Raw genomic sequence first — 11,536 nt, 5'->3', positions numbered from 1 at the left:
GATCGCTGGAAGAGGATACGCCCACCATGGATTTGCCTGGTTTCATCATCTTCAAGCTAGCGCTCGTGGCGCTGGCCATGGGCTACGCAGTGCGAGAGATCGTGATCATGCGCCGCGATCTGCGTCAGATTCGCGAAGAGCGCGAGCGCGGCCGGGACGACGAACGCTAGATCGCCACAGGCGGCAGTGCCGCCCGTGGCGGTGTTCACCGGGGTCAGGTCGCCCGCGTCTTACGCCGCGGCATCCGGAACGGTAGCAGCGGTTTGACCCAGGCGCTGGCGAAGCGGTCCAGGTTGAGACTCTCGTGGACCGCATGCAGCGGACGGCCATCGACCTCGGTGGCGACCAGCGATCGGGCGTAGAACGGCGTATCCTCAAAGGTTTCGATCAGCCGTGCCTTCTCCGGCGTGTCGGAGGGGATCCGTCTGCGGATGCCCCATAGGGCGGTGGGCAGGGGCGCCGGGTCCGGCGCGGGGGTCTCTTGGACGGTCCCCTGATGATCGAAGTGGATCGCCTTGCGGTAGGGGGCTCCCTGGCGGGGGGTGACATCGTAGAGCACGGTTGTCCCGTCCGTGTCACTGGCCCGCGACCAGTGCCAGCCGCTGAACCCATCTTCCAGGGGCTCATCGCCGGCATTGCTGTCAAGGTAGCCTTCGCCTTGCCAGCGGACCCGCGGCTTTTCCATCTCCACCTCGACCCGAGCACAGGGCGCCAGGGCGCACCAGCGGTGGCGTCCTGCAGCGTCCAGGACCAACGACTGGTCGTTGGCGACCCGCGGGGTCAGGCGGATGCGGCCACGCAGATAGGCGGGGCGTGGGAAGGTGATCTCATCGATATCCAGCAGGAGTTCTCCATCAACCCAGCGTGCCTGGCTGGGGCCGACGATGAGGGTGTCGCGGTCCCGTTGTAGCGCGTGCCGGTCCCGCTCAGTCATGGACCAGTGGCCGCGCTTCTCGCCGTAGAGGGCGACATTGAAGGCGCAGTGGTCCTCCGGGTTCGGGGTCCCGCGTTGTCGAGCCCAGGCGTAATAGGGCGAGAACACGCTGCCGACGAACAGGATGACGGTCAGCCCGTGGCGGCCGTCATCGCTCAGGGCGTCGAGGTACCACCAGACGTAGCCGCCCGACGGAACCGCGTGTCGGAAGTCAGGTCGGCCAGCACCTGCTCCGCCGCCAGGCGCCCCGACATCATCGCCATCGGCAGCCCCGCCCCGGGGTGTGTACTGCCCCCCGCCAGATAGAGGCCCGGTACTCGTGTGCGAGCCGCCGGCCGCTGAAAGGAGGCCCGCCAGCCGTGGCTGGCCATCCCGTACAGGGCCCCTCCGGTGGCCGGATAGCGCCGCTCGAAGTCGGTCGGCGTGTGGATCACCGGGGGCTCCTCGGTGGGCTGGAGGCTGAGGCCACAGCGTTCCAGGAGCGAGAGGGTCTGGTGTTGGCATCGATGGATCTCCGTGTCGCTGAAGCTTTTCACGTCACCGTGGGCCGGGGCGTTGATCAGGCAGAGCAGGCGCTCGGGGCCCGTCACCGACTGCTGATCGTGGCGATCCTGGGCGCAGATGTAGACCGTCGGTTCCGGTGGCGGTTCGCCGCGGCGGAAGACGGCGTCGAACTCGTCGGCGTAATCGCTGCTGAAGAAGACCGAGTGGTGGTGGAGGGGAAAACCCCGGGTCTCGGCTCGCCAGTTCCAGGTGATAGCGGACTGTGAGCGGACCCGCGGGGGCTGCCGGCGGACGGCCGGGCGCAGGTGATCGCCGAACAGTCCCTGCGCCAGAGCGGCAGCGTCGCTGTTGCTGACCACCACGTCCGCCGGCAGGATCTCGCCGGTGGCCAGCTCGACCCCGCTGGCCCGGCCCCGGGTGGTGTGGATTCGTTGCGCCTGCGTCGCGCAGCGCAGCTCGACCCCGCAGCGCTCGGCGAGGCCGGCCAGCGCGGCCGCCAGCTGATGCATGCCGCCATCCACCTGCCAGACCCCCTCCGACTCCACATGGGCGATCAGCATCAGTGTGGCCGGCGCGGCAAAGGGGGACGAGCCGCAGTAGGTTGCGTAGCGACCGTAGAGTTGGCGCAGGCGCGGGTCCTTGAAATACCGGCCGAGGGCCTGCCAGAGGGTGGTAAATGGACTGATGCGCAGCATGGCGCCCAGGTTGCGGTAACCCACCCGGTGGAATAGCCCGAGCGGGGTGGTGCGCTGGGCGCGCATGAAGGTGGCGTCCAGGGTGTCGTGAATCTCGGCGGCACGTCGGCAGAAAGCGCGGAAGCGGCGGGCCTCTTCGGGGCCGGCGAATTCGCCAATAGCCTCCGCGGAGCGGCGCGGATCAGCGAACAGGTCCAGCTGGCCGCCATCCGCCCAGGCGTGTCGCGCCAGGCGCTCAACCGGGCGCAGGCGCAAATGGTCCTCAAGCCGTTCTCCGGCGTTGGCGAAGAGCTCTTCGAAGGCCCCTCGCATGGTGAAGACCGTCGGTCCGGCGTCGAGCCAGGCGTCGCCGACGCAGACCGGGCGCAGCTTGCCTCCGGGGCTGGGGGCTTGTTCCAGCAGGGTGACGCGCAGGCCGGCAGAGGCCAGATCGATGGCGGCGGCAAGCCCCCCGACTCCGGCCCCGATCACCACGGCTTGTTGTTCTCCTGCGGTTGGGCATCGCAGCGACGTTGACATGGGGTGGGTCCCTGACTAGCGTACTCGACGACTCATATCTTCCCTGGAACGCAAGCCTACACGCCGCCGGCGGGAGGGGGCTACATGGAACCGAGCAAGAGAATCGAAAGCGCCCTAGAGGCTGCAGTGGCCCGGGCAACGGCGGCCCCTGCCCCGCCGCAGCTAGCGCACGCCGTCCGCCACGCCGTGTTCGCTGGCGGTGCCCGGGTGCGGCCGCGCCTGTGCCTGACGGTCGCCGCCGCCTGCGGCGACGATCATCCCGAGCTGGCCGACGCGGCGGCCACCGCCATCGAGCTGATGCATTGTGCCTCGCTGGTCCACGACGACCTGCCGTGTTTCGACGACGCGGCGACCCGGCGCGGGCAGCCTTCGGTACACGCCGCTTACGGCGAGCGGTTGGCCGTGCTGGCTGGCGATGCGCTCATCGTCCACGCGCTGGAGACGCTGGCGTTGACGGTGCCGCAGGCCCCGCAGCGGGCCGGCGCCCTGCTGACCACGGTGACCCGAGCGACCGGCATGCCCTACGGCATTACCGCCGGACAGGCCTGGGAGTCCGAGCCGGAGATCCCGGTGGCGGAGTACCATCAGGCCAAGACCGGGTCGCTGTTTGCCGCCGCGACCGTCGCGGGCGCCATCGCCGCGGGCGCCGAGGACCAGGCGGACCGTTGGCGGATCGTGGGTGAGCGGCTGGGCGAGGCGTACCAGGTTGCCGACGACCTGCGCGACGCCGTTGGCGCAGAGGATGAGTTGGGCAAGCCCACTGGTCAGGACTCCTCCCACGGCCTTGCCAATGCGGTCTCCGAGCACGGTCTGCAGGGTGCCAAGGAGCGCCTGGATCGGCTGGTTCAGGAAGCCGTCGATGCCGTGCCGGAATGCGCCGGGGCCGAGCAGCTGCGCGCGGGGATCCTCCAGGAGATGGAACGGGTGCTGCCCGAGAGCTTGGGCCGTAGCGCGGCGTGATCCGCACCTGGCGAAATAGTCCGTGGCGGGACCGCCTGCACGACTGGCGGGACCGCCTGCTGGCTAGCTCCCGCTTCCACCGGCTGGCCGCGCGCTTCCCGCTGACCCGACCCATCGCCCGGCGACGCTCCAGCGAGCTGTTCGACCTGTGCGCCGGCTTCATCTACTCGCAGGTCGTCCTGGCCAGTGTGCGCAGCGGCCTGCTGGATCTGCTCAATGAGGGGGCGCAGCCGCCCGACCGGTTGTTGAGCCGTCTCGGATTGCCCGAGATGGCCGGCCAGCGGCTGCTCGAGGCGGCCGTGGCCTTGCGCCTGGCCGAGGTTCGAAGCGCCGGGCGCTACGGCCTCGGCGACCTGGGGGCCGTGCTGGTGGCGGCGCCCGGGGTCCGCGCCATGGTCGAGCACCACGCCCTGCTCTACGAGGATCTCCAAGATCCGTTGGCCCTGCTACAGGGTGAGCGCGGCGCCACGGCCCTTGGGCGTTACTGGGCCTACGCCGGCAACCAGGCGCCGGATACCCTGACCGGCATCGAAGTCGGGGCGTACAGCGGTCTGATGGCCGCATCACAGCCGATGGTGGCCGCGGAGGTACTCGACGCCTATTCGCTGCGTCGCCACCGACGCCTGATGGATGTCGGCGGCGGTGAGGGGGCCTTCCTGATGGCGGCTGCCCGCCGCTGGCCGCACCTGCAGGGGCGGGTGGTGGATCTCCCCGCCGTGGCGGAGCGGGCGCAGGGGCGCATCGACGAGGAGGGGCTCAATGGGCGCCTCGAGTCCCTGGGGCTCGACTTCTTCCGGGATCCCCTGCCCGGCGATGTCGACGTCGTCACGCTGGTGCGCATCCTGCATGATCACGATGATCAGGAGGCGGCTCGGTTGCTTGACAACCTCCACCGCAGCCTGGAGCCCGGGACCACGGTGCTGGTCGCCGAGCCGATGGCGGGAACCCCGGGGGCAGAGCGGGTGGGGGGCGCCTACTTCGGCATCTACCTCTTCGCCATGGGTCGGGGGCGCCCCCGTACCGTCGCCGAGAACCGCGGGCTTCTCGAGGCCGCCGGCTTCGAACAGGTTCGGCTGCTGCCAGGCTGCAATCCGCTCCAGGCCCGTGTGATTGCGGCTAAAAGCCGCAGTCTATCCCGGTGATCGACCAGCTTGACACACGGGGAAGTCAAGTTAGGCTGACACCATGTCTGACCCAAGCCCTGCATCGAGTGTCGATCCGGGTGGGCCGGGTTCCGGTCCCCGCTCGGCTCGTGCGGTCGTCTTCGAGGCCCCTGAACGCCTCGCCCTCCAGGATGTAGCCCTGATCGACCCCGGCCCGGGGGATGTCGTCGTCGACATCGAGTTCAGCGGCATCAGCACCGGCACCGAGCGCCTGCTCTGGAAGGGCACGATGCCCCAGTTCCCGGGGCTCGCCTATCCGCTGGTCCCCGGCTACGAGTCGGTGGGGCGTGTCGTCACAGCCGGTGCTGAGTCCGGCAGGCGGGAAGGCGAGGTCGTCTTCGTCCCCGGCGCGCGCTGCTACCAAGAGGTCAGCGGGCTCTTCGGCGGGGCTGCATCGCGTGTCGTGGTCTCCGGTGAGCGGGTCATACCGCTGCCTGACGGGCTGGGCGAGCGGGGGGTGTTGCTCGCCCTGGCGGCTACGGCGTGGCACGCGGTGGCCGAGGCGCCACCGGATCTGGTGGTCGGGCACGGCGTCCTGGGTCGGCTGATCGCCCGGATCGGGGTGCTGGTCGACCATCCCCCCACGGTTTGGGAAACCAATGCGGACCGCCGGGCCGGCGCCGAGGGGTATACGGTGGTGGACCCGGACAGCGATGAGCGCCACGACTATCCGCGGATCTGCGATGTCAGTGGCGATGCTGGCCTCCTCGATACCCTCATCGGCCGTCTCGGTCACGGCGGAGAGGTCGTGCTCGCCGGTTTCTACAGTGATCGGCTGTCCTTCGCGTTCCCCTCGGCCTTCATGCGGGAAGCCCGGTTGCGGGTGGCTGCCGAGTGGCAGCGGTCTGACCTCGAGGCCGTGACCGGCAAGATCGAGACGGGGGCGCTGAGCCTCGACGGTTTGATCACCCACTGCCTCGATGCCGCTGAGGCGGCATCGGCCTACCGGATCGCCTTCGGCGATCCCGATTGCCTCAAGATGGTCCTCGACTGGAGAAACAGCTGATGAGCAGCGAGCAGCCGGCGAAAGAGACCCAGATCATCGCCATCTACGGCAAGGGGGGGATCGGCAAGAGCTTCACGCTCTCCAACCTCTCCTACATGATGGCGCAGCAGGGCAAGAAGGTCCTGCTCATCGGCTGCGACCCCAAGAGTGACACCACCTCGCTGCTCTTCGGCGGGCGGGCCTGCCCGACGATCATCGACACCTCCTCGCGCAAGAAGGCAGCCGGCGAGACGCTCAGCATCGGCGATGTCTGCTTCAAGCGCGACGGAGTCTTCGCCATGGAGCTTGGCGGGCCGGAGGTCGGCCGGGGCTGTGGCGGGCGCGGGATCATCCACGGCTTCGAGATCCTCGAGAACCTGGGCTTCCACGAGTGGGACTTCGACTACGTTCTGCTCGACTTTCTCGGCGACGTGGTCTGTGGTGGCTTCGGTCTGCCCATTGCCCGCGATCTCTGTCAGAAGGTGATCCTGGTGGGGGCCAACGACCTGCAGTCGCTGTATGTGGTCAACAATGTCTGCTCGGCGGTGGAGTACTTCAGCCGGCTGGGCGGGAGCGTTGGCGTCGCCGGTCTGGTGGTCAACAAGGACGATGGCACCGGCGAGGCGCAGGCGCTGGCTGGGCAGGCCGGCATCCCGGTGCTCTCGAGCATCCCCGCCGATGACGAGATCCGCCGCAAGAGTGCCAATTACGAGATTATCGGGTATCCCGGTGGTCCCTGGGGGCCCCTGTTCGAGCAGCTGGCGCAGAACATCGCCGGTGCTCCGCCGGTCATGCCTCAGCCGTTGAGCCACGATCAGCTGCTCGGGCTGTTCAAGAGTGACGAGGTTGGCGGCGAGGTGGAGCTTGTGCCCGCCACTCCGGAGGACATGTGCCCGCAGGGGGCGACCAGGAAGCCTTCCCTGGAGATCGTCTACGACGATACCTGAGACAGACCCCGGAGAAAGGGCCATGAGTGAGCGAGCGGGACCCCATGATCAACCCCAGACCATGTGCCCGGCCTTCGGGTCGCTGCGCGTGGGACTGCGCATGCGCCGTACCGCCACGGTGGTGGCGGGATCGGCCTGCTGTGTCTACGGTCTGACCTTCACCTCCCATTTTTACGGCGCCCGGCGGAGTGTCGGTTATGTACCCTTCGATTCCGAATCGTTGGTGACCGGCGGCCTGTTCGAGGATGTCCATCAGGCGGTCCACGATCTGGCGGATCCCGAGCGTTACGACGCCATCGTGGTGATCAACCTGTGCGTCCCGACGGCTTCGGGTGTGCCGCTGCGGCTGTTGCCAGAGGCGATCAACGGGGTTCGGGTGGTGCCGCTGGAGGTGCCCGGGTTCGGCGTACCCACTCACGCCGAGGCCAAGGACAAGCTCGCCGCTGCCATGCTGCGCTACGCCCGGCAAGAGGCGGAACAAGGCCCTGTGGCGGCGCCGCGCAGCGGGCGGGGAGAACGGCCCACGGTGGCGCTGCTTGGCGAGATGTTTCCGGGGGACCCGGTCAGCATCAGCCGACTGCTCGAACCGATGGGGTTGGCCGCGGGCCAGGTGGTCCCGACGCGGGAGTGGCGCGAGCTCTATGCGGCACTCGACTGCCGCGCGGCCGCTGCGATCCACCCGTTCTATACGGCGTCGCTGGCCGAATTCGAGGCAGCCGGTCGGGCCCTGGTGCCCTCGGCCCCGGTCGGGTGTGACGGCACAGCCGCCTGGCTGGAGGCGGTCGGGGCCGCCTGCGACGTCGGGCGTGCGGAGATCGACGCCGCGAAGGCGGCCGCTCTGCCGGCCCTCCAGGAGGCCGTGGCTGCCGCACCGGTCCGAGGTCGGATCACGGTCTCCGGTTATGAAGGCTCGGAACTGCTGGTCGCCCGTCTGCTGGTGGAGTGCGGTGCCGATGTCCGCTACGTGGGGACGGCAGTGGGGCAGACGCCGTGGTCCGATCCGGATCGCGAATGGCTGGCGGCACGGGGCATCCCGGTCCGGTTCCGAGCCAGCCTGGAGGATGACACCGGGGCGGTCGATGAACACCAGCCCGACCTGGCCATCGGCACCACACCCGTGGTCCAGCACGCCAAGGAGCAGGCCATTCCCGGCCTTTACTTCACCAATCTGATCTCAGCGCGGCCGCTTATGGGGCCGTCCGGCCCCGCGGCGTTGGCACAGGTCATCAACGCCGCCATCGGGAACAAGGAGCGCTTCGACGCCATGAATGCATTCTTTGCCGGCGTGGGAACGGGTGAAACCGGGGGCGTGTGGAGCGAACCACCGCAGATTCCGCCGCGGGTCGAGATCCGCGGCGGTGGCGCCCGGCGGTGCGGGGAGGAGGGCTGATGCTCATCCCGGATCTCGACCGTGCGGGGGGCTACTGGGGGGCCGTATACGCGTTCACGGCGGTTAAGGGGCTCCAGGTGATCATCGACGGCCCGGTTGGTTGCGAGAACCTCCCGGTCACTGCCGTACTGCATTACACCGACGCCCTGCCGCCCGAGGAGCTCCCGGTCGTCGTCACCGGCCTCTCGGAGGAAGAGCTGAACCGCGAGGGCACCGAGGGTGCCATGAAGCGCGCCCACGGGACCCTCGACCCACAGCAGCCGAGCGTCGTTGTCACTGGCTCCATCGCCGAGATGATCGGCGGCGGCGTTACTCCGGAGGGAACCGGTATCCGCCGCTTCCTGCCCCGGACCATCGACGAAGACCAGTGGCAGGCCTCGGACCGGGCGCTACGCTGGCTCTGGGAGCAGTTCGGGATGCGCCGGGGGCGCCCGCCTCGTCCGCGGGAGCGGGAGGCCGGCGCTCCGCCTCGAGTCAACATCATCGGCCCCGCCTACGGCATGTTCAACATGCCTTCGGATCTTGCCGAGGTCAGGCGGCTGGTCGAAGGGATCGGCGCCGAGGTCAATCTGGTCTTCCCTCTCAGTTGCCACGTGGACCAGATTCCGCGGCTCATCGATGCCGACGTCAACATCTGCATGTATCGGGAGTACGGCCGTGGGCTGTGTGAAGCCCTCGGGCGCCCGTATCTGCAGGCGCCGGTCGGTCTGCACAGCACCACGCGTTTCCTGCGCGCGTTGGGTGAGCAGCTTGGGCTCGATCCGGAGCCGTTTATCGAAAAAGAGAAACACACCACGCTAAAACCGCTTTGGGATTTGTGGCGTTCTGTCACGCAGGATTTTTACGCCACGGCGAGTTTTGGCATTGTTGCCGCGCAAACCCATGCCCAGGGTATTCAGAAATTTCTTGAGAATGATCTGGGTATGCCCTGCAATTTCGCCTTCTCTCGGGCGCCCGGCGTCAAGATTGATAACGACGCCATTCGTGCCGCAATCCGCGGCAACCCGCCACTTGTGCTTTTCGGAAGTTACAACGAGCGGATGTATCTAGCGGAAGTTGGGGGACACGCCAGATATATCCCTGCCTCCTTCCCTGGTGCGGTCATACGCCGCCACACGGGGACCCCGTTCATGGGGTACGGTGGAGCCTGTTACATCGTGCAGGAGGTTTGTAACGCGCTCTTCGACGCCCTGTTCCACATCCTGCCGTTAGGTACGGAAATGGATCAGGTGGAGGCCACTCTGGCCCGCGGTTCGCAAGCAGAGAAAACGGCGCAAAATGTCGCAGCCGACTCGCGAGCCGTCCAGAGCGAGGCCTCCGAAACCTTGACCTGGGATGAAGAGGCTCGAGCGGTCCTCGACCGCTGGGTACAGGAGCAACCGGTCTTGGTCCGCATATCCGCCACCAAACGGTTGCGTGATGCCGCGGAGCAGCGAGCCAAGCAAGCCGGTGAGACACGAGTCACCGCGGATCGGGTCAAGGGGTGCAGCGACGTGCTGCCAGGGGCAGGGCCGGGGCGCGGCAACTGAAGCACAAATAGGGCGCGGCGAAAGCGCGCTGTCCCGTTGAAGCCTTACGCGTTGTGCTTTGTTATAGACGGGTAGAGGCGCAGCGGAGAGTTCGACGAGAGGAGGCACTCCGATGGCACACGCAGTCAAAGCACGGCCGAACTCAGCGCGAGCCCGCCGCAAGGAAGAGACACAGTACCGCCTGCTGATGGCCGTCAGCTTCGCGATCTTCCTGATCGGCGCGGTCCTGTCTCGGCTCGTCCCGGCACGCTGGCGTGCCGCGCCGCGCCAGGGCGAGCGGCAGTCGGTGATTGCCGAGGCTCGCGCGGCGGCTCAGACGTCAGTCCCTTTCGCCTTCATGAGCTGATGCGCGGCATCAAGTCGCAGCTCGCGGGCGTGGAGCGAACGAACAACCGATTTTTCTGATCGAGGATCGGTCCTCGGTCGGGAAAAACACCACCAAGCGTGGTGACCAACCCGAGCCGCGCGGGGGCGCGCGGCGCAGGCGAAAAGTCGAACGGAGGAAGTAATTATGGCTGACGAGATGCGGAACGTTAGCGACGAGGAAGCCAAAGAGTTTCACGCGATGTTCTCTCAGGCCTTCACGGTCTATGTCGGTGTCGCCGTCGTGGCGCACATCCTGGCCTGGGCGTGGCGTCCGTGGATCCCGGGTGACGAGGGCTTCGGTGCTGCTCTGATCGAGGGTGCCAACGCCGTCACCGCCGCTGTTCAATCCATCGCGCCCATCGCTGCTTAAGGAGACGTAATCATGTGGAGAATGTGGAAGATCCTCGACTATCGCCGTACGGTGGTTCTGGCCCACGTGGGCATGGCCGTCCTGGCTCTGCTTATTCACTTTATCCTCCTGAGCACGGAGTCCTTCAACTGGCTCGAGGGTAACCCCTACGGCAACGCCGAGTCGGCTGCCGAGGTCGCCGAGGCTGCGGTTATGCCGCAGCAGCGGGAGGTCTAAGCACCCGAGCCCCCGGCTCTTCGGGAGGACCGCCCCGGTGTGACTCACACTCGGGGCGGTCGCTCGCCGAAGGCTCCGGGATCCCTGAGGCGCCGTGTTGCCCGTGATGTGAGGACCCAGCCATGGCGATGCTCGACTTTGAAAAAAAATACCGTGTCCGAGGAGGTACACTCCTCGGAGGGGACTTGTTTGACTTTTGGATTGGGCCGTTCTACGTGGGCATCTTCGGGGTGCTTACGGCGATCTTCGCGGTCCTTGGCACCGTCCTGATCATCTACGGTGCTTCGCAAGACACCTTCAATCTGTGGCAGATCTCCATTGCCCCACCTGACCTGAGCTATGGGCTGGCCCTTGCGCCCATGATGGAGGGCGGCCTCTGGCAGATCATCACCGTCTGCGCCCTGGGCGCCTTCATTGCGTGGGCCCTGCGTCAGGCGGAGATCTCCAAGAAGCTCGGCATGGGCTATCACGTGCCGGTGGCCTTCGCGGTCGCGATCCTGGCCTACGCGACGCTGGTGGTCTTCCGGCCGCTTCTGATGGGCGCCTGGGGGCATGGGTTCCCGTACGGGATCCTGAGCCACCTGGATTGGGTGTCGAACGTGGGGTACCAGTACCTCCACTTCCACTACAACCCGGCCCACATGCTGGCCGTGACCTTCTTCTTCACCACCACCCTGGCCCTGGCCCTGCACGGTGGCTTGATCCTGTCGGTCACCAACCCGAAGAAGGGCGAGTCGGTGAAGACCGCGGAGCATGAGAATACCTTCTTCCGCGACGTCGTCGGCTACTCGATCGGCAGCCTGGGTATCCACCGTCTCGGCCTGTTCCTGGCCCTGAACGCCGCTTTCTGGAGTGCCGTGTGCATCATCATTAGCGGCCCGTTCTGGACCCGCGGTTGGCCCGAGTGGTGGAACTGGTGGCTCAACGTCCCGATCTGGTCCTGGGGGGGGTAATCAGA

At 67.3% G+C, this 11,536-nt stretch carries 13 protein-coding genes; 11 read left to right on the top strand and 2 right to left on the bottom strand.

Annotated features, from left to right (window positions below):
- Positions 1-26: 26 nt before the first annotated feature.
- Positions 27-170 (top strand): hypothetical protein, encoded by a 144-nt coding sequence (locus HHAL_RS13470; RefSeq protein WP_187147855.1) that lies wholly within the window; start codon positions 27-29, stop codon positions 168-170.
- Between the two features lie 44 nt (positions 171-214).
- Here the strand turns inward: HHAL_RS13470 and HHAL_RS08130 are convergent, their stop codons facing one another.
- Both HHAL_RS08130 and crtD read right to left on the bottom strand, forming a co-directional pair.
- Positions 215-1,042: a carotenoid 1,2-hydratase gene (locus HHAL_RS08130; RefSeq protein WP_011814401.1), complete on the bottom strand. Its 828-nt coding sequence runs from the start codon at positions 1,040-1,042 to the stop codon at positions 215-217.
- A 47-nt stretch (positions 1,043-1,089) separates the two neighbouring features.
- On the bottom strand, positions 1,090-2,652 hold the full coding sequence (gene crtD, locus HHAL_RS08125; protein WP_011814400.1) for a 1-hydroxycarotenoid 3,4-desaturase CrtD: 1,563 nt from the start codon (positions 2,650-2,652) through the stop codon (positions 1,090-1,092).
- An 84-nt stretch (positions 2,653-2,736) separates the two neighbouring features.
- Between crtD and HHAL_RS08120 the strand changes: the two genes are divergently transcribed.
- The 10 genes from HHAL_RS08120 (at position 2,737) to pufL (ending at position 11,531) form a co-directional block, all read left to right on the top strand.
- Positions 2,737-3,612 (top strand): polyprenyl synthetase family protein, encoded by an 876-nt coding sequence (locus HHAL_RS08120; protein ID WP_011814399.1) that lies wholly within the window; start codon positions 2,737-2,739, stop codon positions 3,610-3,612.
- Positions 3,609-4,754, top strand: coding sequence for a methyltransferase (locus tag HHAL_RS08115; protein WP_011814398.1), 1,146 nt, complete (start codon positions 3,609-3,611; stop codon positions 4,752-4,754). Before HHAL_RS08120 ends, HHAL_RS08115 begins: the two co-directional genes overlap by 4 nt.
- A 43-nt stretch (positions 4,755-4,797) precedes the next feature.
- On the top strand, positions 4,798-5,781 hold the full coding sequence (gene bchC / locus HHAL_RS08110; protein WP_011814397.1) for a chlorophyll synthesis pathway protein BchC: 984 nt from the start codon (positions 4,798-4,800) through the stop codon (positions 5,779-5,781).
- A complete protein-coding gene (locus HHAL_RS08105) occupies positions 5,781-6,707 on the top strand; it encodes a chlorophyllide a reductase iron protein subunit X (RefSeq protein ID WP_011814396.1) in 927 nt (308 codons plus the stop codon). Before bchC ends, HHAL_RS08105 begins: the two co-directional genes overlap by 1 nt.
- 22 nt (positions 6,708-6,729) lie before the next feature.
- Positions 6,730-8,097, top strand: a complete 1,368-nt coding sequence (gene bchY, locus HHAL_RS08100; protein ID WP_011814395.1) for a chlorophyllide a reductase subunit Y — start codon at positions 6,730-6,732, stop codon at positions 8,095-8,097.
- The gene (bchZ, locus tag HHAL_RS08095; RefSeq protein WP_011814394.1) at positions 8,097-9,626 is read left to right on the top strand and encodes a chlorophyllide a reductase subunit Z; all 1,530 of its coding nucleotides are present in this window, start codon (positions 8,097-8,099) and stop codon (positions 9,624-9,626) included. Before bchY ends, bchZ begins: the two co-directional genes overlap by 1 nt.
- 112 nt (positions 9,627-9,738) lie before the next feature.
- Positions 9,739-9,972 (top strand): hypothetical protein, encoded by a 234-nt coding sequence (locus HHAL_RS13350; RefSeq protein ID WP_041595118.1) that lies wholly within the window; start codon positions 9,739-9,741, stop codon positions 9,970-9,972.
- 165 nt (positions 9,973-10,137) lie between these two features.
- Positions 10,138-10,362, top strand: coding sequence for a light-harvesting antenna LH1, beta subunit (gene pufB / locus HHAL_RS08085; RefSeq protein ID WP_011814393.1), 225 nt, complete (start codon positions 10,138-10,140; stop codon positions 10,360-10,362).
- A 12-nt stretch (positions 10,363-10,374) separates the two neighbouring features.
- Positions 10,375-10,578, top strand: coding sequence for a light-harvesting antenna LH1, alpha subunit (gene pufA / locus HHAL_RS08080; protein ID WP_011814392.1), 204 nt, complete (start codon positions 10,375-10,377; stop codon positions 10,576-10,578).
- Positions 10,579-10,700: 122 nt separating this feature from the next.
- Complete coding sequence (gene pufL, locus HHAL_RS08075; protein ID WP_011814391.1) at positions 10,701-11,531, top strand: photosynthetic reaction center subunit L; 831 nt, start codon at positions 10,701-10,703, stop codon at positions 11,529-11,531.
- The last annotated feature ends 5 nt before the right edge of the window (positions 11,532-11,536 follow it).

The organism is Halorhodospira halophila SL1 (assembly GCF_000015585.1).
In the GTDB taxonomy this organism is placed as follows: domain Bacteria; phylum Pseudomonadota; class Gammaproteobacteria; order Nitrococcales; family Halorhodospiraceae; genus Halorhodospira; species Halorhodospira halophila.
Note: the sequence above shows the minus strand (reverse complement) of the source record. Positions and strands in the feature narration are given on the sequence as shown.